Below are 22,508 nucleotides of genomic sequence, written 5' to 3' on the forward strand. Positions count from 1 at the left end.
GTGTTATAATGATAACTGCCGGCCTTGCTCTGGCAAACAAAAGGAGGGATAGTCATTATTAAACAGGTCACCGCTCTATTACTTACTTTTTTATTTATTTTCACAGGAACTTTTGCAGTATCGGCAGACGGACACTCCACGAAGCAGGTAGACGCTTCCTCTCTTTACTTGAGGGAAGCACCGGGAAGCGGGTTCGAAGTGCTGGGAACGCTCTCTCGAGGTACAGAAGTGACCGTCCAGGAAGAGAAGTACGGCTGGGCGAATGTTGATTATAATGGACAAAATGGCTGGGTAGCAGGTCATTATCTTGTATCAGCAGGAAATACCGCTTCCTCCGGACAGACAGCTTCAGGAGACGTAACCGTACAGGGTGATACCGTTCACCTTCGACAAGGGCCAGGCACAGGAACACCCATTGTCGGGTTCACCGGACAGGGGGACACGTATCAGAAATTAGAAGAACGAAATGGATGGGTGAAAGTTCAGCTCGGTAATGGCTCTGAGGCGTGGATTGCAGAATTTTTGACAAGTTCCGGAAGGGCAACTGCTGATAAAGCTTCCCATTCCGCTTCCACCTCTGAAGATGTTTCTTCTTTAAAGAATTCCACGATCGTTATAGATGCCGGCCACGGTGGGTACGAACCCGGGGCGATAGGCAGAGATGGAACGCTTGAGAAAAATTTAACCCTTCAGACCGCACAGACAGTGGCAGGGGCACTCAGGTATGCCGGAGCGGAGGTCATTATGACAAGAACCTCCGACCGATACGTTTCGCTTTTTGAACGCACCGGATCTTCCGCCCGTCACAATGCTGACGCTTTCGTAAGTCTTCACTACAATTCTCACAAATACGAGAGTGCACGAGGGATAAGCTCTTATTACTACGGCTCACCATCTCTTGCAGCATCCATACAGAACCGTCTCACAGCACGCACAAGTTATCAGGATGATGGAACACTTCACGGAAATTTCCAGGTGCTTCGTGGTAATAAGGCTCCTGCTGCATTGCTGGAACTCGGCTATATTTCCAACGGTTATGAACTGGATCTTGCAAAGACGAGGGACCACCAGAACCAGGTAGCTCAGGCAGTAACAGAAGGATTGCGCAATTATTTATCAAAATAACATCAGGACTTACATAACAGACAAGACAAGGGATAACAGATTTTGAAGACAGACGTAACCCCGGATTCTCTGAATCCGGGGTTTTTTGATTTATACTAATTCGCGATCAAAGAAACGGTGTGCGGCTACGGCTTTAATGAAGTCTTCTCCAAAGGACTCGAGATCATCCGAAGTGATGATTCCCGGCTGTCCGCTCATGCCTGCTTCTTCGAGCCAGTCTTTACCGTCGTGAGTCGCTCCGACAGGCTTGAAGTGCATATAAGCTTCTTTCGTAAAGTACTTCGCCTTCATTTTGTAAGATTCACTGAGTTCGGGGCCCCCTACAACGTACACAGCATCGAAGAGTACGGAATCTCCGGTAAGGAATGTATGATCCGCCTCTATCGTGTCACCGTTATCAGCTTTGATTTTACCGAGTTTGGTACTGAATATTTCAGCATCCGCACCGGCTTTATCGATGCCGTCAAGGACTCCCTGAACCTCTTCCCCGTTGAAGCCATCTGCAAGCAGTACGGCAATTTTACGGGTTTCAGGTGACTGTACCGTATTCGCCATACTTAGGGACGGGGAAGTTTTTGTTATATTTTCCGCCTGGTTTTGTGGCGCTGCCAGTCCGAGATTATCTGCTACGTACGAAGCAAGATCTCCGCTTATATTGGAAAGCATGTCCACCACCTGTTCACGGACGGCTGTCTGCTGACATTTACCAAGCTCGAAGCTGATCGCATCTTTAATATGACCTTTTTCGTGTTCACTCATGCTGTTCCAGAACATGATAGCCTGAGAGAAATGGTCTTTGAAACTTTCGCTTCGTGCTCGTACTTTCTCTCCTTCCACTTTCTCCTGATAATGTTCGAACCCGCCTTCTTCCGGAGGAACAGTGCGCGGGTGGTTGTCCGCTACGGAGTTGTTGTGATAACTCGACTGACCACGGTTAATAGTCATCCGGTGCATACCGTCGCGCTGGTTGTTATGGAACGGGCAGACGGGCTGGTTGATCGGAATCTCGTGAAAGTTGGGTCCCCCGAGGCGCAACAGTTGTGTATCTGTATAGGAAAACAGACGTCCCTGTAACAGCGGGTCGTTGGAAAAGTCGATTCCAGGTACTACGTGACCCGGGTGGAAAGCCACCTGCTCGTTTTCGGCAAAAACGTTGTCCACGTTTCGGTTCAGCGTCAGTTTACCTACCCGTTTGACCGGAACTTCTTCCTCGGGCCACACTTTTGTAGGATCCAGAACATCAAAATCGAACGAATGTTCATCTCCTTCATCGATTATCTGGAGTCCCAGTTCGAATTCGACGAAGTCTCCATTTTCTATCGCTTCGTAAAGATCGGCGCGATGGAAATCCGGGTTTTTCCCGTTCACTTTTTGTGCCTCGTCCCATACAAGGGAGTGGACTCCGAGTTTCGGCTTCCAGTGGAACTTCACCAGATGACCTTTCCCCTCCTTATTTACGAGACGGAAAGTGTTTACACCGAAACCTTCCATCATCCGGAAACTTCTAGGGATGGACCGGGGGCTCATCGCCCACAAAATCATGTGTGCCGATTCCTGGTTGTTCGCAATGAAATCCCAGAAAGTATCGTGTGCGCTTGCTGCCTGAGGGATGCCGTTATGCGGCTCCGGTTTCAGTGCGTGGACGAGATCCGGAAATTTAATGGCATCCTGAATGAAGAATACAGGCATGTTGTTGCCTACAAGGTCAAAGTTGCCTTCTTCCGTATAAAACTTCGTTGCAAACCCACGTACGTCACGTGCCAGTTCTGCAGACCCTTTAGAACCTGCGACCGTGGAGAAGCGGGTGAAAGTAGGAGTCTTTTTGCTTGTATCCGTCAAAAAGTCGGCAGTTGTGTATTGTTCCAGAGATTCATAGAGCTCAAATTCGCCGTGGGCAGAATAGCCTCTGGCGTGTACGGCTCTTTCAGGAATACGTTCATGGTCAAAGTGTGTCATCTTTTCTCTGAAATGGAAATCCTCCATTAACGTAGGGCCCCGTTCTCCCGCTTTAAGAGAAAATTCGTCTTCAGAGAGTTTCGTCCCATGATTCGTGGTCATCTCTTTATCGCGATCATCAGATGTAAAACGTTCCAGTTGTTCCTGTTTTCTGCTTTTTTTATCGCTCACATGAATCCTCCTTATCATTATGTCTTCTTAAGGAATGTACCCACGCTCCATTCAGGTGAAACGCTTTTTACATTAATTGTGAGATTAAAGAAATTATAAAAAGTTATCTGAAACTACAAATATTTTACTGCACTTTCTTTTTCCAAAATTTTTTAAAAAACGTGCCTCTTACAAAAAATTCAGGTTTAAACAAATACCAAGGTCCACTTTCAAACGAGAAAGAAGAAAAAATTAAATAGTTTTGTATAAATAGGGTTTTATCCGGGGAAAGAAGTTAAAATAAAGGAAGGGGGGTATCGAAATGATTGAACTGAATGGAATAACACATAAATTCGGAAAAGAAAAAGTGCTGGAGGGTGTCGACATATTCATCGATCGCGGGGAAATATTCGGATTACTGGGCCCCTCAGGATCCGGAAAGACGACACTGGTGCGCATCATGACGGGATTGCTCATCCCTCGGGAGGGGGAAGTGAAGCTGAGGAACCAGCGGATGCCGAAACGTTCCCTTATGAAACGGTTCGGTTATATGGCTCAGGAAAATGCTCTTTATTACGAACTGACCGCCTGGGAAAACCTCGATTTCTTTTCTTCCTTCTATCTCAGAAAACAAAAAAAAGAAAGAATGAAATACGTCCTTCGTATCACCGGACTGCTGGAATACAGAAACCGTTCCGTCGGCTCTTTTTCCGGAGGGATGCGACGAAGATTATCCCTGGCGATAGCTATGGTTCACGATCCGGAAATTCTGATACTGGATGAGCCGACCACGGGACTTGACCCCGTAGTACGCCGCAGCATCTGGAAGGAATTTCACCGATTGAAAGAACAGGGGACGACTATTCTTATCACCACTCACTCTATGGAAGAAGCCGATAAATGCGACCGGCTGGCGATGCTTCGTGCCGGCAAAGTAATAGCTGCCGGAAGCCCGGATGCATGGAAGAGAGAATATCATACTCAGACTCTCGAGGATGTATTCCTTCATTTCGGAGGTGAGGAAGCTTGAACATTCTTATCGTAGCCAAAAGGATTCTGCGTCAGTTCTTCCGGGATAAACGAAGTGTAGCCCTTATGGTAGTGGCTCCTGGACTTATATTATCTCTCTTATGGCTTGTACTCGATAATGACAGCCGGACGGCTGAAGTGGCTGTGGTAGAAGCACCGGAACAAATCTACGAACAGCTGGCTTCCGGAAAAATGGAAGTATCGATCCTCGACGAAAAGACAGCACAAAAGCAGCTGAATGATGCGGATATCGATGCTTTACTTAAGTGGGATGAAAATAGACCTCTGTTAATTCTTGAAGGTTCGGACCCGACAGACCATCAAATGATTCGCACCTCTATTCAGGAGGCGATGGGATTAGACAGAAAAGAAGCAGTCAGTATTCAGTATTGGCATGGTTCAGAGGACATGAATTTCTTTGATTATACCGGTCCTGTACTTATCGGATTCTTTATATTCTTCTTTGTATTTCTCGTAGGGGGAGTTTCTTTTCTCAGGGAACGGACCCAGGGTACTCTCGAAAGGGTCCTGGCCACGCCAATACAAAGGTACGAGCTGGTTGGAGGATATTTGCTCGGCTTTGGATTATTTACGCTTCTGCAATCTGTTCTCATTGTTCTCTATTCAGTATATGTGCTGGATATGTACATGGTCGGTGAGATGTGGAGGGTATTGTTTATTACGATGCTTCTTGCTCTTACTGCTCTCAGTGTCGGTACTCTGTTGTCCACATATGCGAAAAATGAATTTCAGATGATCCAGTTCATCCCCCTTGTTATCGTACCCCAGCTCTTCTTCTCCGGACTTTTCCCGATAGAAGGATTAAGCAGCTGGGTGCAGGTGCTCGGCAAGCTGATGCCTCTTACCTATGGTGCGGAAGCTCTGCGTGGGATTATGCTCAGAAATGAAAATCTCGGTGATCTTCAATGGCAGGTCTTTATGCTCCTTATGTTCTTCGCTATTTTTACACTCCTGAATGTCAAAGCCTTAAGGCGCCACCGGAATCTTTAGTGGCGTCTTTTCTTTTTTTCGGAGAGATACAAATCGAAAATGCAATAAAACAAGTAAAATTCAATTCATGTGCATTGACTTTATCGACCTGAAGTATTACCATTATCGGTGATAATCATTCTCATTGCATTATCGAAAGGAGTGCCTGGCTGTGGGCCATATGCACATTAATAACCTGGACGCAGGTTATAGCGACGCTAATATAATCGAAGATATGAATGTAGATATTCCGAGTGGGCAGATCACTACAATTATAGGAGGAAACGGCTGCGGGAAATCGACTCTGCTAAAGACCATCGCCCGCATTCTTCCAATTAAAGGGGGAGCGATAACCCTTGATGGTAAAACGATCAGTAAGTATCCGACCCGGGAACTGGCAAAACGAATGGCCATTTTGCCGCAGTCTCCCGAAGGGGCTCCGGGGCTTACAGTAGGAGAACTGGTCTCTTACGGAAGATTTCCCCATCAGAAGGGATTCGGAAAGCTTTCTAAGAAAGACCATGAAGTTATTGACTGGGCTCTTGAGATGACAGGTGTGCTTGCTTACAAATATGACGGCATAGATAATTTGTCGGGAGGTCAGCGTCAGCGAGTGTGGATAGCGATGGCTCTGGCTCAGGAAACGGAGACGATTCTGCTGGATGAACCGACGACGTATCTCGATATGGCGCACCAGCTCGAAGTACTCGAGCTTCTGGAACGGCTTAACAGGGAGGAAGGGCGGACAATCGTAATGGTCCTGCATGATATAAATCAGGCCGCCCGCTTTGCGGATAATATCATCGCACTGAAAGACGGAAAAGTCGTTAAGTCGGGGAACGCCCATTTTGTCATCCAGGCTGAAACGCTCCGGGAAGTTTTTAACATAGAAGCGGATGTCGTGCCGGAACCCAGAACAGGAAAACCGATTTGCTTTACTTACAATTTATCCAGAGGAGAGAATACCATTGAAAAAAATAATACTGATGATTCTGTTGGGAGCGCTCGTCGCGCTTAGTGCCTGTAGCTCAGGAGAAAATGAGGAAAGTTCCGGAGAGAAAGAGCAGGGAGGGGAATCGTCTTCCGAAAATTCCTCCATGCGTACGTATGAAAACGAAAGTGGAGAGGAAGTGAAAGTTCCTGAGAATCCTGAACGTATCGTCGTACTTTCCACTTATGCAGGAAATGTGCTGAAACTTGATGGAAACGTAGTCGGAGTCGATTCATGGTCGAAGATGAATCCGAACTTTGAAAGCCGGCTTGAAGGCGTGGAAGAAGTGTCCCCCGATAATCTGGAAAAAATCATCGAGCTTGATCCGGATCTGATTATAGGTCTTGCAAGTACTGAAAATGTAGGTCAGCTAAAAGAAATAGCTCCAACCGTTACATATACGTATGGCAAACTCGGTTATCTGGAGCAGCACGTGGAAATCGGAAAACTTTTGGGTAAAGAAGAGGAAGCTCAAAAATGGGTAGATGAATTCAAGGCTGAGGCCAAGGAGACCGGTGAAAATATCAAAGAAAAAATAGGAAAAGACGCTACGGTGACCGTCATCGAGAATTTTGAAAAAGAATTGTACGTATTCGGTGATAATTGGGCCCGCGGTACAGAAATTCTCTATCAGGAAATGGGGCTTAACATGCCTGAAAAAGTAAAAGAAATGGCAATGGAGCCGGGATTTTACGCTATTTCCCCCGAAGTGCTGCCTGAATATGCTGGTGACTATATTATTTTCAGTAAAAACTCCGATACTGAAACCTCTTTTGAGCAGACTGAAACTTATCAGTCGATACCGGCTGTTGAGAACGGTAACGTTTATGAGGCGGATGCGAAAAAATTCTACTTTAATGACGCTTTATCTCTGGAATATCAACTTGATTTCTTCAAAGAGAAATTTCTTGGAGAGAAATAAAGGAGTTCCTGTGCAATAGATCGGACTTTGGGACAGGTGATCGGGGCGGGTCATCTGTTCTTTATTCTTTGAATTACCGGGTAACAGGTAGAACTAATACAGAAAAGTTGGGACAAATATGCGAATTGTGACGTGGATTTCAAGCGTCGTCTTGATGCTCATATCTTTTTTTATAGCGATGACCTTTGGCGCTGCTGACTCCGGTTTAAAAGAAGCGTGGCTTTCAATAACAGGGTCTTCTTTAGATGGTACGGCGCTGATTCTCAGAGAAATCCGTCTGCCCCGGGAAGTGGCCGCTATGCTTGTCGGTGCAGCACTCTCCGTGTCGGGGGCTATCATGCAGGGGCTGACGAGGAACCCTCTTGCCGACCCGGGACTGCTCGGTTTAACTGCAGGAGCGAACGCGGCTCTTGCTTTTACCTATGCTTTCTTCCCGGATGCAAACTATTTAGGAATCACTTTCGGTTCTTTTATTGGGGCAGGTGTCGGGATGGCTCTCGTCTTCGGGGTAGGAACGATGAATAAAGGCGGGTTTTCCCCCTTCAGAATTGTTCTGGCCGGAGCGGCAATTTCTGCATTTCTGTTCGGAATAGCCGAAGGGGTAAGCCTGATATTCAAGATATCCAAAGATGTCTCCATGTGGACGGCCGGAGGACTATCCGGAACGAGCTGGGGACAGGTGCAGATCCTTGCTCCCATTGTACTGCTGGGAATTTTCGTCGCTATGTTTTTCGCCAAGCATTTAACGATTATGAGTCTGAATGAGGAACTTGCGATCGGCCTCGGTCAAAGAGTAACAAGAGTCAAATGGGCATTGTTTGTCATTATAGTACTTCTTGCAGGAGCAGCAGTAGCTCTTGTAGGGAATATGGCATTTCTTGGTCTTATGATTCCTCACATCGTCCGCCCGCTCATCGGGCACGATTACCGGAACGTGCTTCCGGCCTCCGCGATAATCGGAGCCGGTTTTATGCTTATCGCCGATACGCTCGCGCGTACGGTGAATGCTCCCTATGAAACGCCGGTCGCGGCAATCGTTTCCTTCATAGGCCTGCCCTTTTTCTTATTTATCGTACAAAGAAAGGGGCAGAGTTTCACATGATACATCCATCCGTACTGCGCAAATTCAAAATTTACCTTACAGTTTTCAGTGCGCTGATCATCATTACAGCATTGCTCGGGATGGCTCTCGGCTATTCCTCGGTACCGTTTGCGAGGCTTCCTTCCGTAATAGCCGGCGAAGGTACGTTCAAAGAGAACTTCGTTTTCTTTCAAGTACGGCTGCCACGAATAATCATTACGGTTCTTGCTGGTATGGCGCTTGCTCTGTCCGGCGCCATTTTACAGTCCCTGTCCAGAAATGATCTGGCGGATCCCGGTATTATCGGTATTAATGCAGGAGCCGGAGCGGCAGTGGCCGTGTTCTTTCTGTTTGCTCCGCTCGAACCGGGCAGCTTCATTTACCTGTTACCGGTAGTGGCGTTTCTGGGGGCGCTTGCGACAGCGGTAGCCATTTATCTGTTTTCGTTCGACAGACGGGCAGGTTTCCAGCCGATCCGCCTGATTCTGGTCGGTGTCGGCTTCTCCATGGCACTCTCGGGGCTGATGATCATCCTGATATCATCCGCGGAAAGAGAAAAAGTCAATTTCATCTCGCAATGGCTTGCCGGAGATATATGGGGGGCGGACTGGCCCTTTATATTGGCACTGCTCCCATGGCTCCTGCTTCTAATACCATTCACTTTTTATAAAGCGAACAGAATGAATATACTGAACCTCTCGGAACCTGTGAGTATCGAACTGGGCCTTCCGCTCGGGAGAGAAAGATTCTCGATGCTTATGGCAGCAGTAGCTCTGGCCGCTTCTGCAGTTTCTGTTACCGGAGGTATATCTTTTATAGGCCTGATGGCTCCTCACCTGGCAAAAACTCTCATTGGTCCGAGAACACAGCTGTATATGCCTCTGACTCTTCTGCTCGGAGGCTGGCTCCTGCTCGCGGCAGACACAATCGGGCGGAACGTTCTTGAACCGGACGGTCTTCCGGCCGGAGTCATGACGGCTCTGATCGGAGCTCCGTACTTTATATACCTTCTTACAAAAAAATAGGAAGGATGTTTGAATAAGCACAGGGAAATCTCAAGTAAAAATCAGGAAAACCCGATCGATGTCGGAAAAGTCGGTCGGGTTTTTGCATTCTGATGATGTAATAAATTTACTCAACTGGAACTTTCCGTTTTCTCTTCATGCCAATTAGGGTAATGAAAGAGAAAGGAGGCGGCAACTATGAGTAACTACGAGCATCAGGCGTCACTGTCGGGAAAGGACAATTACATATACAAAGGTACGTGGCTGCAGTTGGGCAGACCCTTGACGTGGAGTGGCACAATAGCGCCGGTGCTGGCAGGGAGCATTTTGGCAGCCGGGGACGGAGCATTTCGAGTGGATATTATGCTTGCGCTTCTTACAGCCACTCTTCTTATTCAAATAAGTGCCAATATGCTGAATGATTATTTTGATTTCAAAGGAGGGCAGGACAGGGAACGCTGGAGGGAAGCAACAGGTAAGGGGAAAGAAGGTCCTGCACACTCCCGGATACCGATAGTGGTCAGTATACTGCTGACGGTATCCGTAGCGATCGGTTTATCGCTCGCCTTTTCCGTAGGCTGGTGGGTGATAATCGTAGGTACAGCCGGTATCACTGCAGCGATTTTTTATTCAGCCGGCAGCAGGTCTCTTGCGTCTCTCGGATTTGGAGAATGCACCGCTTTTCTTTTCCTCGGAGTAGCTACGACTCTCCTGGGATACGCTGTTCAGACAGGAAGCATAAACTATGCTGCTGCAGCTACAGCCGTAATTTTCGGTCTGCTGATCAGTATGATGATTCTGACTAACAATGTGCGTGACATCAAAAAGGACGAACAGCACAGGAGGACGATTGCAGTCAGATTAGGGAAGAAAAGAGTGACGAGAACGCTTTCGATTCTCGCTGTTCTTCCTTACATTGTATTGTTGTGGATGGCAATTTCGAATGCTGCGACTCCATTTATTCTGCTCGCTCTCCCGGCCTTTTTTCTGGCTTTTAAGCTGCCCCGGGCCTTCGGGCACGGCGGAACGAGGGAGAAAGAAATAGCAGTGATGAAGCAGGCGGCCCTTCACCACTGGAGTTTCGGATTTTTGTTTATAACCGGATTACTCGTAGGGATAGTCGTACATTAAGCGGAGAAGAGACGAAGGGGAAATATAAATAGACACAAACACCGAGGAATTTGAAATCCGGTATTTGTGTCTATTTTTTAATTAATGAATAAGCTCAAAGAAAAGAGAGCAAAAAAGATTCGTTTTTCCAGTGGATCCGTTTTTAAATTAAACAACGATTCCGGCCGGTTTTTTCACGGGTTAAAACATTCTTTTGACAGCCTTTTTCATATCGGGGAGGTCCATCGTTCCTGTCTCGAAGAAGTTCTTGATGATATATTGAGAGTAATTCACGGCCGAAGCGTAATCGATATGACCCGGGAGCGGTGCCATATCCTCGACACAAACGTCTATGACTGCAGGCTTGTCGGAAATGAACGCCTGCTGCATTTTCGTCTCCATCTCTTCGAAGGTTTCAATACGGTATCCTTCTCCCCCGCAGCTTTCTGCAAATTTAGCAAAGTTCATGGAACCGAGGTCCGTTTCTGCGTTAAGGTGTCCCATTTGCTGCTGCTCGTATTTGATCATACCGATTTTCTCATTGTTCAACACAATAACTTTTATTGGCAGCCGATATTTCACAGCTGTAACGAAATCCTGCATAGCCATGGAGAAACCTCCGTCTCCACAAATAGCGAGTACCTGCTTATCGGGGTGTGTGATCTGTGAAGCAATAGCTCCCGGGAGACCTGCGCCCATAGTTGCCAACTGACCGGATACCAGGAATTTTTGATCGATAAACGGTAGAAAACGGGAGGTCCATACGGTGACGTTACCTACATCCGTCGAAACTACCGCTCCCGGTTTCATATTCTTTTCTATCTGGTACATTACCTGAGGAGCCTGAATAGGAGTTTTCTCTTCACGTTTCTCTTTTTGCAGGGCGATACGCCACTCATTCATCCTCTCCTGTTGTTTCTTCAGATAAGCGGTATCTTTCGTTTCGCTCAGGGAAGAGGTCAGGTTGTGAAGCGTGTCTTTAGCATCACCGGCCAGTCCTGCGGTAACCGGATAATACTTTCCGATATTTTCAGGTTTATTGTCTATCTGAATACCGGGCACGCCTTCTGGAAGAAATTCCGGGTAAGGGAATTGGGTACCGATGAGAATGAGAAGGTCCGTTTCTTTCATGGCGTGGTAGGCGGGTTTCGTACCTATTTGTCCATGGTGTCCTAAACAGTAGGGATGATTATCAGGGATAAGCCCTTTGCCGTGTAAACTCAGTATAATAGGGGAAGAAACTTTTTCAGCAAAGGAAAGAAGCTCTTCCTGAGCGCCCCTTGCTCCTTTACCAGCGAGAATAACGGGCTTTTCTGACTGTTCTATAAGTTTCCTCGCCTCATTCATATCTTCCTGAGCCGGGGCCATGTTGGGCCGGAAATAACCTGGAGCGGTAAGATGTCCTTCTTCTTTCTGTTTTTCGGCAAACAGATCGTCGGGAACAATTAAAACGGAGACCCCCTTCTCTGTATAAGGAGTGCGGATAGCCCGGTTCAGCAGGTCGGGGATTTGTTCGGCGGACTCGGCACGTTTATTGAATACGGCTACGTCTTCAAACATACGTTCCAAATTGATTTCCTGGAAAGCATCTGTCCCTACAGAGGTGCTGGTCACCTGTCCCACAATAGCAAGAACCGGAGCGTGGTCCCCCCTTGCATCATAAAGTCCGTTCAGCAAATGAATGGCTCCAGGACCAGTAATAGAAAGGCAGACGCCCAGATTACCGGTCAGTTTCGCTTCTGCTGAAGCGGCGAGTGATCCGGTTTCTTCATGTCTCACCTGTATAAACCCAAGCTCTTCTTCCTTTCGTATATCATCAATCAACTCATTGATGGAGTCCCCAGGAAGTCCGTAAATATGTTTCACTCCCCAGTCCAGAAGCTGGCGGGTCATTATTTCTCCTGTTCTTTTACTCATGTAATCTCTCCTTTCGTCTTCTGTAACTGTTCATTCCCTGAAGAAAGGTTTATAAACGAAGAGCCCCCTGCGCTGGGGGCTCTTTCCTTTATGAGGCTTTCACCCAATAGGCGGCTTCCTGTTCGGAAGGCGCCGGGGGAAATGTGTCCCCGAGGGCCATTTCGACCATGGCATTGTCTTCACAAACATAACCGTTTACCAGCCCGTCGATTTTATAAGTACCGGGCAGTGGTGCCTTTTCTCCGGTTTTGTACCGTGTTTCCTTACTCATATCTTTCCATTACCTCCTTAAAGTTTCCTTTGTTTTTAAGTTTCCTTACCCGGAGAAGTTAAAACTTCAACAGGTAAAATGTAATGGAAATGAAATGAAAAATATTCAATCTTCAAAATTTCTGCACAAAGTAAGGTTATAAAAATTCATAGAGCCTCTCCATAAGTGCTCTGAATTAAATTTTAAGGAGGAATAACGAATGGCTGAAAAGCAGTACGAAAACGCAATGAAAGCTCTTCATGAGTGTATGGAAGCCTGCAACTACTGTTTCGATTCCTGTCTGAAGGAAGACGACGTGAAGATGATGGTGGGGTGCATCCGTCTGGATCGCGAATGTGCAGACATGTGTGGATATCTCGAAGCAGCTATCTCAAGAAATTCACCTTATATTTCCGAACTTGCTTCCGTATGTGCGAAAATATGTGATGATTGTGCAGAAGAATGTGCAAAACACGATCACGATCATTGTCAGAAATGCGCTGAGGCTTGTCGTAAGTGCGCGGAAGAATGCCGCAAAATTGCCTGAACAAAATATATACCAGAAAAAGATCGGTCCCGGGCAGATCTTTTTTAGATTAAGTGGAAATATTCATAAATTCTGCACAAAAGGCAGGTAAAGTATCAATGGGTAAAGTTATAAAATTCATAGAAAAATCTCTTTAAGACAGAAAAGGAGTGTGAAGTATGGGTGGAATGATGAACGGGTACGGGATGGGAGGAGGTTTTTTTGGACTCGGCCTGATTTTTCTGCTTTTGATTATAGCTGTGATTCTCATTGTGGTCTGGATGGTAAGGCCTTCCGGGAAGAGAAGCGGCGGTGACCAGACATCCGGACGCAATCATGAGGACATATTAAAATCCCGGCTGGCCCGGGGTGAAATCTCCGAAGAAGAGTATGACAGGTTGAAAAAGAAACTGGACGAATAGTGCCTCATGAGAACAATAGTTACCAAAAATTCGCACGGAAAGGGGAGAGAGGATTGACTGCACATAACCACGATTCCATGAATGAAGAGCATAAGCATCATGACCATGACGACGGTGGGGAAGAGCATGGTCACGATCACTCCGGCCATGACCACGGAGCCATGGTGGAAGACTTCAAAAAACGGTTTTACATCTCACTTATTATCACGCTGCCTATTTTACTGTTATCACCGATGATTCAGGATTTTCTTGGCTTCAGTATTTCGTTTCCTTTTGATAAGTACGTACTGTTCGGACTTGCCACCCTTATTTTCTTCTACGGGGGATGGCCGTTCATAACAGGAGCTATCGACGAGGGAAAGAATAAAAGTCCTGGTATGATGATGCTGATCGGGCTTGCTATCGTTGTAGCATACGTGTACAGTTCCATGGTTGTTTTCGGTTTTGAAGGGCGGAACTTCTTCTGGGAGCTGGCTACCCTGATTGACATCATGCTTCTCGGTCACTGGATCGAGATGAAATCAGTGATGGGAGCTTCGAATGCTCTTGAGGAACTTGTGAAACTGATGCCCGACAAGGCCCATAAAGTAAATGAAGATGGTTCGACGGAAGATATAAAAGTGGCCCAGCTTAAACATGGAGATCATGTCCTGGTAAAACCCGGGGAAAAAGTGCCGGTGGACGGTACGATAATCGAAGGGAAATCAGCCATAGATGAATCGATGCTCACCGGCGAATCCGTCCCTGTCGAAAAAGGAACGGAGGAAGAAGTAATCGGAGGTTCCATCAACAAAGAGGGCAGCCTGACGATTGAAGTGAAAAAACTGGGAGAAGATTCCTACCTGTCACAAGTAATTACACTTGTGGAAGAAGCGCAGAATTCAAAATCACGGGCTCAGGATTTTGCGAACCGTGCGGCCAAGTGGCTGTTCTATCTGGCGCTCGGTGCGGGGATTGCAACGTTTGCAGTCTGGCTGGCACTTGGAAATCCGATAGATATGGCGATAGAACGTATGGTTACTGTAATGGTTATTACCTGTCCACACGCTCTTGGCCTGGCAGCGCCTCTGGTAGTCGCTGTATCCACTTCCATTTCTGCCAAGCACGGTCTTCTTATAAGAAACCGTACTCAATTTGAAAATGCCAGAAACGTTGATGCTGTTATTTTCGATAAGACGGGTACGCTGACAAAAGGGGAATTCGGTGTTACGGAAGTTATAGCGAACGGTATGGAAGAAGAAGAGGTCCTGTACTGGGCGGCAAGTATTGAACAAAAATCCGAGCATCCCCTCGCCCAGGGGATAGTTGGTGAAGCCGGGAAGCGCGACATCACCCTTGAGAACGCAGAGGATTTCGAATCGGTGACCGGACGCGGTCTCAGTGGTCAGGTGAAAGGAAAGAAAGTCCAGGTTATGAGCCCGGGCTACATGAGGGAGCATGGAATTGAATACGAGACGGAAGCTTTTGGACGTATGTCGGAAGAAGGAAAGACTGTAGTATTCGTGCTCGTAGATGAAGAATACAAAGGAATGATCGCTCTCGCCGATATGGTACGCGAATCAGCGAAAGATGCTGTGGCGGATCTCAAAGAACAGGGGATACGTTCGGTTATGCTTACCGGGGATAACCGTAAAGTGGCCGACTGGGTGGCCGGACAAATCGGAATAGATGAAGTCCATGCAGAAGTAATGCCGGATCATAAAGCGGAAAAGGTGAAGGAGATCCAGGAAAAAGGATTGAGAGTAGCAATGACCGGTGACGGTATTAATGATGCGCCCGCTCTCGCCACAGCTGACGTGGGTATCGCTATCGGAAGTGGTACCGATGTGGCGGTAGAAACGGCCGATATCGTTCTTGTGAAGAGTGATCCAAAAGATATTGTTTCGATAGTTTCGCTCTCGAAGAATACGTATCGGAAAATGGTGCAGAACTTGTGGTGGGCTGCCGGATATAATATTTTTGCTATTCCGTTGGCTGCCGGAGTGCTTGCCCCTATAGGTATTTTGCTCAGTCCGGCGATCGGGGCGGTCCTTATGAGTCTGAGTACGGTAGTCGTAGCTGTGAACGCCAAAATGATGAAAGCACCACAATAGAGTCAGGCAGTATATAGTATGAAAAGGTATTCAAGGGAGCCTGGGGAGAGATCCCCCGGCTCCCTGTGTAGTGTATGAAGATAATGTAGGTTTTCGAACTATAATCAAAGATGGGAAGAAGGGGAAGTTTATGAAAAAAATCACTGCATTCCTGGTTGCTTTAGGAGCTGCATTCATTCTTTCGGCCTGCGGAGGAGAAGAAACGAAAAAAGGGACATCGGAAACGGAAAACAATAAAAGTGAAAAGGACCGATCCGAGCAGGGTGAACTTGAAAAATTCGAGGGTACTGTGGAACATGTTCATGGTTTAGGCTACACGGATGTAGACGGTGTGACATTTGCATCTCACGAGGGGTTGAAAATCTACAGGGAAGGACAATGGTGGGAAACTCCCTATCATAAAAACGATTATATGGGATTCAATGCCGTTAAAGGAGGAATGTACGTCTCCGGTCACCCGGGAGAAACGTCGGATCTGCCTAATCCTGTCGGTCTTCAAAAAGGAAGAGCCGGGGAAGAAGGACTTGATCACCTTGGCTTCCGGGGAGAAAGTGACTTTCATCTGCTCGGAGTCGGATATGAGAACGAAGCGGTTTATCTGTTGAATGACAGACCGGATGAGGAACTTGAAACAGGGTTTTATCGCAGTTTTGACAAAGGAGAGACATTCGAACCGTTTCGAGCTGAAAATCTTCCGGAAGATCTGTTTCAGTTGGCAGTCCATCCTATCCGGGAAAAAGTGGTGGCTGCCGCAGCGAAAACCGGAGTGTTTTTAAGTGAAGATGCGGGGGAGACGTTCAAAAGAATTTCTGAAAAAGGTCAGGCTTCCGGTCTTACTTTTACGGAAAACAGCTTATACTTCGGATTATTGCAGAATGGTGCCGCTTTTAAAAAATACGGGCTTGGTTCCGAAGAAATGGAAACGGTACCTTTGCCTGAATTTGGAGAAGATGCAGTACTGTACTCTGCTCTCTCTCCCGGGGAGGATGTTATAATAATATATACAATGAATGGAAGCAGCTACAGTACGGAAGATGAAGGGGAGACGTGGAAACAATTTCTTGAAGAAGGGACGGTCACCCGCTAAAAGGAATGTTCCGTGGAACCGCCACAGGAATATGAATAAAGATGTTTTCGAAGATATACAGGGGTGTGGAGGACTTATATGAGGGGAAAATTATCGGTAAAACTGGGTTTATTGTTTTTTGTGCTGATGCTCGTTATTGAAATAGCTTTGTTCTTCATTCTTTATATTACGATATCAAACCACAGGGTATCGGAAGTGATGGAAGGGCTCCTCGCCCGCGGGGCCGGTCACAGAGACGTACTCGAAAACAACTACGATTCCACTACACTTGAGCACGTCGTACTGATGGAATCGGAAGCCTCTACAGACGTTATCATTACAGATGAAAATGGGAACATCAAAGGCCGTTCCTCAGATGAAGACGTAGAATTTCAGAGTAGCGTGGTCCGGGATATCGCTCCTGTAAAAGTCAATGAAGATCGGATTATAGAGGAGAAATGGGCGGAACTGCCTTATGTAGCTACCGTCTCTCCTATATTTGTAGATGGCGTCCACAAGGGTGAAGTATTTATGTTCTCTCGTTCAGGGACGATCAGAAATACACTTAATCACCTCTCCGAGCAGTTTTTGCTGGTAATGCTGCTGATAGGAGCCGTTACCCTCGTAGTCGTCTTTGCTTTATCCCAGATCATTACCCGCCCGCTTATCCGAATGCAGCAGGTGACCGAAAAACTGAGTGCAGGGAAAGCGGATCGTAAACTTGATGAAAGGCACAACGATGAACTCGGCTCGCTTGCTGTGTCTATAAACAGCCTTTCCGAAGACCTTGAACGTCTGAAAAAAGATCGCAATAACTTCCTTTCTTCCATAGCTCACGAATTGAGGACTCCTCTTACTTACGTTAAAGGCTATGCCGAAGTGGCTTCGAGAACAGGCACGAGCGATGAGGAACGGGTAGAGTATCTTGCTATTATAAGGGAAGAGATAAACCACTTGACTTCCCTCGTGCAGCAATTGTTCCAACTTGCAAAAATGGAAGAAAATTCGTTCGTTATCGAACCTTCCGTTATAGAACTCACCCCGCTTCTCGTAGATGTCCGAAGCCAGATGCAGCCTCTTTTTGAAGAACGGCAAGCCGGGCTCTCTATTTCCTCCCCGGAAGAAGTCTTCATTTATGGAGACGCTGTGCGCTTAAAACAGGTCTTTTACAATCTGCTGAACAATTCTGTTTTTTATGGTTACGAAAGCCCTCAAGTCGAAATAAACGTCACTGTCATCCGGGGAGAGGTACATATTCTTGTATCGGATAATGGGCCCGGAGTTCCGGAAGAAACTTTGCCTTATCTGTTTGAAAGACTGTATCGTGTGGATAAAGCGAGATCCCGGAAGTATGGAGGCAGCGGGCTCGGCCTTTCGATCGTGAAGGAAATTATAGAGAAACATGAAGGTACGGTCCACGCTTTCAACGATAACGGATTATCAATACTTATTAAATTACCGGAGGAAAAAAACTATGACTAAACTTCTAGTAGTTGATGATCAGGAACGGATGCTGAATCTGCTGGAACTGTATCTCCGGCCTCACGGGTACGAGATTACGAAAGTTTCGAGCGGCCGGGAGGCGCTCCGGATGTTGCGGGAGAGTCCGTTTGATCTCGTTCTTCTCGATATCATGATGGAAGGGATGGACGGTTTTGAGACGTGTCGGAGGCTCCGGACTTTCAGCGATCTTCCTGTACTTATGCTTACAGCAAAGGATCAGAAAGAAGACGTAGTGAAAGGACTGAAGACAGGGGCAGACGATTACGTGACAAAACCATTTGATGAAGATATACTGGTCGCCCGTATCGAAACGCTTCTGCGGAGAAGTACACCGGTTTCCATAGAGATGAACGGATTGAACTGGAAGGAAGAAAATTATGAATTATCATATGGAAAAGAAGCGATTGTACTAACTCCTAAAGAATTTCAAATAATAGGTCTTCTGCTAAAACGGCCTAACCACGTTTATGATCGTAATGATCTTCTGGATCTTGTCTGGGGTGTGGATTCGGATACAGGAGGCCGTACTGTGGATTCTCACATGCGTAATATAAGGGAAAAGATAAGAAAAGCCGGCTTCCCCGTCGACGACCATCTGAAGACTGTGTGGGGAGTAGGATATAAATGGATAAAATAACAGCCTGTCTTTTAAAGGAATGAGCCGGACAGCAAAGCGTTGGCAATATCTTTTGGGAAAAAGAGGAAAAGTGTGTTTCCGTTACGTCCATAGCGGGAAATAACTTCAGAACCTTCCCGGCCGAAAAATGCTGCCGGTAGTGATCGGAAGGAAAGGAGGGCTGCCATATGAACCAGGACAAAAAGAAAATAGGGATTGTTACTGCTCCGGGCTATACGAAAAGAATCGGGGAAGGACTGTATTATTCCCTGCCCGGACTGCTGAGAGAGTATGTTGATGAAGGAGAGACGTGGGAAGTGGAGTCTCTGGAAAGTCCTTTGACCGGCTATACGGAAGAACCGGAGGAAGTATTGGAAGCCCTCCTGGAGAAGAAGCAGATGCAAGGCTGGGATATGGCTGTCTGTTTAACGGACCTCCCGCTTTTTCGGGGTAAGAAACTGATAGTGGCCGAAGCGAATTCTGCGAAAAGAGTCGGTCTTCTCAGCCTGCCCGGACTCGGAGCGGCTCCTCTGATTAAACGCATCCGTGAGTCTATTCTGCAGCTTCTGAGTGAAATGCATCACGGTTCTTCCTATGAAGACAGGGATAGAGTTCAGTTGAGAGTCGGTAGAAAAGGCAGAAAAAAAATAAATGCAAGGGAACTCGTAAAAAGACGGGGGATCGACAGATTTTCTCCTATTGTCAGAGAGAATTCGGAATCCGAAAAAGTGTCGGAAGTAAGGTTTACGGTGGATTCGAGACTGCGGGGAGCTCTTCGGCTTATCACCGGAATGGTGAGAGCGAACCGTCCATGGAGGTTATTTGAACAGTTTTTAAAAATACTGGCAGTAGCATTTACGACCGGGGCTTTCGGATTCATCATATTCTCGACTTTGTGGGAGGTAAGTATCCAATACTCTTTTTGGCGGATGATTATGATTAATATTTTTGCCATTGTCCTCCTCGTATTCTGGATCATGACTGCACACAAGCTGTGGGAACGAAAAAGTGACCATTCAAGCGCCTATATCCGTAGGCTTTATAATAGCACGACCGTTATGACTCTACTGACGGCGGTCAGTTTCTATTATACCCTTCTATTGATCTGCTTTCAGCTGCTCGTTCTCCTGCTGTTGCCGACTGGAGCTATAAACAGTCAATTGAACGCGGAGATGAATACTATCGGTTATTTCTATATTGCCTGGACCGCTACAAGCATATCGACAATCGTAGGTGCTCTCGGAACAACGATGGAGGACGAAGACGTCGTGTTGTCAGGTACATATGGAAACCGGCAGCGCCAGCGTTACGAATTGATAAATGAAGCGGAACAGGAGAAAAAAGAAGCTGCAAAAGAGAAAGAGGAAGCAATGCAGGAGAAAAAGGAAGCAAGAAAGAATGGATAACAGGGAGACTTTATTACATTAGTGAGGAATTCAATAAAAGATTTTTCTTTTTATTGTCAGCCGTACGTTTTCTTTTTTAAGCAGGGGGAATTTATTAACTATGCCAGCAAGGAAGGGAACGGAGGCTTATGCCCACTAAACGTGTGAAGAAAAGAAAGTGCCGGAAATGCCAAAAGATTTATCCCGCTGCTCATTTTCAGGAAAACAGGGTTACTCATCTATACTGTAATTTTTGCAGACAGTCCTCCTGGAAGGGTTGATCATCTATAGAAGACCCCTGTATAAAGCGCATATGTAATACATGGTTCCAGCCTCCGGTACTATTTCGGGGGCTTTTTCAATCGAAAAAATTCCTGCAGATTTTTCCAAAAGAAAAAGCCAGTATCGTGGCTCCTCGCCATGACACTGACTGTTCCCGCAATTCTTTAAAGAACCTGTACTTGTAACTACTGTATTCTATTTTTTAGAGTTTTTCTTTTTGCTGAAAAGCTTGCCGCTTTTCTTTTGTTTCACGTCTGTTTTTAGCTGCTCTTCGTTTCGAACCGGAGATTTTTTGAAATCCTCATCGAAACCTTCGCGCGCTTTTACATACAGTAGTGTCACAAATTGTCCCTCCTTTAATTAAGTTCCAGGCGAAAGGGGGAACGTCGGCGTCATGACAATCCTAGGGGGGAGATACATAATGCCGATCAGGACTACTCCCTTTCGTAATTAAAGTTTTCCTCATGAACCTTCAGCTAAAACATAAAACCCCGATAAAATGGAAGAATGAGGATAAAGATTCACATTTCCGGGACTATAAACCCGCCCTTCAGTAAAGTTGATGTACAATGATAGCACCGAAGACTTGCCGGGTTCATGAGGGTAAGCGTTTCATCATAAACATACATACAAATCATGGTAAAGTGAAAGCTTGAAGTCTATATCATCGAATGAAACATAAATAGTAGAAGGAGGTACACATATGGCAGAATCCCATCCTGCACTAATGAACAAACCGGTTCGGAACGTGTTTTTTCAATATTTTTTCCCTTCTCTTGCCGGCATGATGCTCATGTCTGTAAATATTTTAACGGACGGGATTTTTGTCGGGAACGGGGTAGGAGAGGAAGCTTTGGCCGGAGTGAACCTCTCGATGCCCGTTTTCTCTCTCATATTTTCTATGGCGCTCTGGATAGGTATCGGGGGAGGTACATTGTTTTCTGTACATATGGGAAGAAAGGAGAAGAAAGAGGCGAGGAGCGTTTTTTCTCTATCTGTCGTTTCTCTCCTTCTCATTCTCGGTCTCATAGGAAGCGTGGGGTACTTTTTTATCGAGGAGACCGCACGATTACTGGGCGCTAATGAAGATACTCTCTTTCACACGATGGAATATCTGAAAGTCCTTATGCTGTTCGGATGGGTGGTAGCGGTTCATGAAGCTCTAAGTATTTTCGTCCGTAACGATGGGAGTCCGATTTTGTCGATGGTATCCCTCGGGGTTACCGCAATCGCCAATATCATCCTCAATTACTATATGATTTTTATACTCGGCCTCGGCGTGTTTGGAGCGGCGCTCGCCACGGTTCTTGGAAGTGTCGCCGGACTTTTCGTTTTACTTATACACTTTCTGAATAAAAACTCGAATTTGAGTCGATTTGTTTTCGGCTGGTCCTTTGCATCTTTCAAAAAAATATTCAACATAGGGTTTCCGAGTTTTACGGCAGAAGCAGGGATGCTCGTATTCGTAGCGGGTTATAACCTTTCGCTTGTCCAGCTTCTGGGCACGGAAGGAGTGGCTGCCTTTTCCGTGGTGAATTACCTGCACGGATTTATGTTCCTATCTTTCTTCGGAATTGAAACGGCGCTGCAGCCGATGATCAGTTACTATCACGGAGCCGGTGAAAAAGAAAGAATAAGACAGAGTGTGAAAATAGGGGAGAAAACGTCGGTCTTTCTGGGCGTACTTCTGCTTGGCATCGGAGCGGTTGCAGCTCCGGCCCTCGTATCCCTCTTCGGGCTGGAGTCGGATGATGTGAGGGAATTGGCGATTGAAGGGATTCGCCTGTTCTTTTTCGCCTATCTGTTTATCGGTTTCAACTTCGTCTATATGACTTATTATCAGTCGATCGGCAATATCCGCTCTGCCATGATCATTATACTACTGCGCAGTTTTGTGTTTATAGTGATTCTGCTGTGGGCGCTCCCTGCATTATTTGGAGCTTCTGCGGTATGGCTTTCCCTGCCGCTTGCAGAAATGCTGGTAGCAGCTCTTCTTTTCTTTCTGGCAAGGAAGAACGTTGTCCGTTAAGGCTGCGGGAATTTATAAATACAGAGGGCCGGGATTCTCAAACAGAATTCTTTCTTCTTCC

Annotated in this window: 20 protein-coding genes; 16 read left to right on the forward strand and 4 right to left on the reverse strand. The window is 46.4% G+C overall.

Annotated features, from left to right (window positions below):
* The first annotated feature begins 24 nt into the window (after positions 1–24).
* Positions 25–1,125, forward strand: a complete 1,101-nt coding sequence (locus CKW00_RS05235; RefSeq protein ID WP_095821695.1) for an N-acetylmuramoyl-L-alanine amidase — start codon at positions 25–27, stop codon at positions 1,123–1,125.
* A 90-nt stretch (positions 1,126–1,215) separates the two neighbouring features.
* On the opposite strand, the gene CKW00_RS05240 is transcribed toward CKW00_RS05235, so the two are convergent.
* A complete protein-coding gene (locus tag CKW00_RS05240; RefSeq protein WP_095821696.1) occupies positions 1,216–3,270 on the reverse strand; it encodes a catalase in 2,055 nt (684 codons plus the stop codon).
* A 283-nt stretch (positions 3,271–3,553) separates the two neighbouring features.
* Between CKW00_RS05240 and CKW00_RS05245 the strand changes: the two genes are divergently transcribed.
* From CKW00_RS05245 to menA, 7 genes are all read left to right on the forward strand, one after another.
* Complete coding sequence (locus tag CKW00_RS05245; protein ID WP_095821697.1) at positions 3,554–4,261, forward strand: ABC transporter ATP-binding protein; 708 nt, start codon at positions 3,554–3,556, stop codon at positions 4,259–4,261.
* Positions 4,258–5,271 (forward strand): ABC transporter permease, encoded by a 1,014-nt coding sequence (locus tag CKW00_RS05250; RefSeq protein ID WP_095821698.1) that lies wholly within the window; start codon positions 4,258–4,260, stop codon positions 5,269–5,271. The genes CKW00_RS05245 and CKW00_RS05250 overlap by 4 nt, the downstream gene beginning before the upstream one ends.
* A gap of 151 nt (positions 5,272–5,422) precedes the next feature.
* Positions 5,423–6,268 carry an ABC transporter ATP-binding protein gene (locus CKW00_RS05255; RefSeq protein WP_095821699.1) on the forward strand — a complete coding sequence of 282 codons (846 nt, stop codon included), beginning with the start codon at positions 5,423–5,425 and terminating at the stop codon, positions 6,266–6,268.
* Positions 6,219–7,163, forward strand: coding sequence for an iron-hydroxamate ABC transporter substrate-binding protein (locus tag CKW00_RS05260; RefSeq protein WP_095821700.1), 945 nt, complete (start codon positions 6,219–6,221; stop codon positions 7,161–7,163). Before CKW00_RS05255 ends, CKW00_RS05260 begins: the two co-directional genes overlap by 50 nt.
* Before the next feature lie 118 nt (positions 7,164–7,281).
* Entirely contained in the window at positions 7,282–8,265 is a 984-nt protein-coding gene (locus CKW00_RS05265; protein WP_095821701.1) for a FecCD family ABC transporter permease, read from the forward strand.
* Positions 8,262–9,269 (forward strand): FecCD family ABC transporter permease, encoded by a 1,008-nt coding sequence (locus tag CKW00_RS05270; RefSeq protein ID WP_008589997.1) that lies wholly within the window; start codon positions 8,262–8,264, stop codon positions 9,267–9,269. The genes CKW00_RS05265 and CKW00_RS05270 overlap by 4 nt, the downstream gene beginning before the upstream one ends.
* Positions 9,270–9,446: 177 nt before the next feature.
* Positions 9,447–10,379, forward strand: coding sequence for a 1,4-dihydroxy-2-naphthoate octaprenyltransferase (menA, locus tag CKW00_RS05275; protein ID WP_095821702.1), 933 nt, complete (start codon positions 9,447–9,449; stop codon positions 10,377–10,379).
* A gap of 180 nt (positions 10,380–10,559) precedes the next feature.
* Here the strand turns inward: menA and CKW00_RS05280 are convergent, their stop codons facing one another.
* Together CKW00_RS05280 and CKW00_RS05285 are read right to left on the reverse strand one after the other, a co-directional pair.
* Complete coding sequence (locus tag CKW00_RS05280; protein ID WP_095821703.1) at positions 10,560–12,275, reverse strand: pyruvate oxidase; 1,716 nt, start codon at positions 12,273–12,275, stop codon at positions 10,560–10,562.
* A gap of 88 nt (positions 12,276–12,363) precedes the next feature.
* Positions 12,364–12,546, reverse strand: coding sequence for a YjzC family protein (locus CKW00_RS05285; RefSeq protein WP_008589990.1), 183 nt, complete (start codon positions 12,544–12,546; stop codon positions 12,364–12,366).
* A 199-nt stretch (positions 12,547–12,745) separates the two neighbouring features.
* Here CKW00_RS05285 and CKW00_RS05290 point away from each other — a divergent pair, with 199 nt between their 5' ends.
* From CKW00_RS05290 to CKW00_RS05320, 7 genes are all read left to right on the forward strand, one after another.
* A complete protein-coding gene (locus tag CKW00_RS05290; RefSeq protein ID WP_095821704.1) occupies positions 12,746–13,072 on the forward strand; it encodes a four-helix bundle copper-binding protein in 327 nt (108 codons plus the stop codon).
* Positions 13,073–13,230: 158 nt separating this feature from the next.
* A complete protein-coding gene (locus CKW00_RS05295) occupies positions 13,231–13,473 on the forward strand; it encodes an SHOCT domain-containing protein (protein ID WP_095821705.1) in 243 nt (80 codons plus the stop codon).
* 77 nt (positions 13,474–13,550) lie between these two features.
* Positions 13,551–15,566 carry a heavy metal translocating P-type ATPase gene (locus CKW00_RS05300; RefSeq protein WP_233129724.1) on the forward strand — a complete coding sequence of 672 codons (2,016 nt, stop codon included), beginning with the start codon at positions 13,551–13,553 and terminating at the stop codon, positions 15,564–15,566.
* 130 nt (positions 15,567–15,696) lie between these two features.
* A complete protein-coding gene (locus CKW00_RS05305; protein WP_095821707.1) occupies positions 15,697–16,653 on the forward strand; it encodes a F510_1955 family glycosylhydrolase in 957 nt (318 codons plus the stop codon).
* Between the two features lie 78 nt (positions 16,654–16,731).
* Positions 16,732–18,114, forward strand: a complete 1,383-nt coding sequence (locus CKW00_RS05310; protein WP_095821708.1) for a HAMP domain-containing sensor histidine kinase — start codon at positions 16,732–16,734, stop codon at positions 18,112–18,114.
* The gene (locus CKW00_RS05315; RefSeq protein ID WP_095821709.1) at positions 18,107–18,772 is read left to right on the forward strand and encodes a response regulator transcription factor; all 666 of its coding nucleotides are present in this window, start codon (positions 18,107–18,109) and stop codon (positions 18,770–18,772) included. The genes CKW00_RS05310 and CKW00_RS05315 overlap by 8 nt, the downstream gene beginning before the upstream one ends.
* Positions 18,773–18,939: 167 nt before the next feature.
* A complete protein-coding gene (locus CKW00_RS05320) occupies positions 18,940–20,157 on the forward strand; it encodes a hypothetical protein (protein ID WP_095821710.1) in 1,218 nt (405 codons plus the stop codon).
* Positions 20,158–20,613: 456 nt separating this feature from the next.
* Here CKW00_RS05320 and CKW00_RS13765 read toward each other — a convergent pair whose 3' ends face one another.
* Positions 20,614–20,760: a hypothetical protein gene (locus tag CKW00_RS13765; protein WP_169819462.1), complete on the reverse strand. Its 147-nt coding sequence runs from the start codon at positions 20,758–20,760 to the stop codon at positions 20,614–20,616.
* Between the two features lie 361 nt (positions 20,761–21,121).
* Here CKW00_RS13765 and CKW00_RS05325 point away from each other — a divergent pair, with 361 nt between their 5' ends.
* The gene (locus CKW00_RS05325; RefSeq protein ID WP_095821711.1) at positions 21,122–22,447 is read left to right on the forward strand and encodes an MATE family efflux transporter; all 1,326 of its coding nucleotides are present in this window, start codon (positions 21,122–21,124) and stop codon (positions 22,445–22,447) included.
* Positions 22,448–22,508 lie beyond the last annotated feature (61 nt).

The organism is Salimicrobium humidisoli, from assembly GCF_002295105.1.
GTDB classification, from domain to species: domain Bacteria; phylum Bacillota; class Bacilli; order Bacillales; family Halobacillaceae; genus Salimicrobium; species Salimicrobium humidisoli.

Coding starts and splice junctions, on each gene's coding strand:
- CKW00_RS05310 (WP_095821708.1), top strand. CDS start 16,732: ATGAGGGGAAAATTATCGGTAAAACTGGGTTTATTGTTTTTTGTGCTG.
- CKW00_RS05265 (WP_095821701.1), top strand. CDS start 7,282: ATGCGAATTGTGACGTGGATTTCAAGCGTCGTCTTGATGCTCATATCT.
- CKW00_RS05315 (WP_095821709.1), top strand. CDS start 18,107: ATGACTAAACTTCTAGTAGTTGATGATCAGGAACGGATGCTGAATCTG.
- CKW00_RS05290 (WP_095821704.1), top strand. CDS start 12,746: ATGGCTGAAAAGCAGTACGAAAACGCAATGAAAGCTCTTCATGAGTGT.
- menA (WP_095821702.1), top strand. CDS start 9,447: ATGAGTAACTACGAGCATCAGGCGTCACTGTCGGGAAAGGACAATTAC.
- CKW00_RS05325 (WP_095821711.1), top strand. CDS start 21,122: ATGGCAGAATCCCATCCTGCACTAATGAACAAACCGGTTCGGAACGTG.
- CKW00_RS05305 (WP_095821707.1), top strand. CDS start 15,697: ATGAAAAAAATCACTGCATTCCTGGTTGCTTTAGGAGCTGCATTCATT.
- CKW00_RS05270 (WP_008589997.1), top strand. CDS start 8,262: ATGATACATCCATCCGTACTGCGCAAATTCAAAATTTACCTTACAGTT.
- CKW00_RS05245 (WP_095821697.1), top strand. CDS start 3,554: ATGATTGAACTGAATGGAATAACACATAAATTCGGAAAAGAAAAAGTG.
- CKW00_RS05295 (WP_095821705.1), top strand. CDS start 13,231: ATGGGTGGAATGATGAACGGGTACGGGATGGGAGGAGGTTTTTTTGGA.
- CKW00_RS05320 (WP_095821710.1), top strand. CDS start 18,940: ATGAACCAGGACAAAAAGAAAATAGGGATTGTTACTGCTCCGGGCTAT.
- CKW00_RS05240 (WP_095821696.1), bottom strand. CDS start 3,270: ATGATAAGGAGGATTCATGTGAGCGATAAAAAAAGCAGAAAACAGGAA.
- CKW00_RS05285 (WP_008589990.1), bottom strand. CDS start 12,546: ATGAGTAAGGAAACACGGTACAAAACCGGAGAAAAGGCACCACTGCCC.
- CKW00_RS05280 (WP_095821703.1), bottom strand. CDS start 12,275: ATGAGTAAAAGAACAGGAGAAATAATGACCCGCCAGCTTCTGGACTGG.
- CKW00_RS05300 (WP_233129724.1), top strand. CDS start 13,551: ATGAATGAAGAGCATAAGCATCATGACCATGACGACGGTGGGGAAGAG.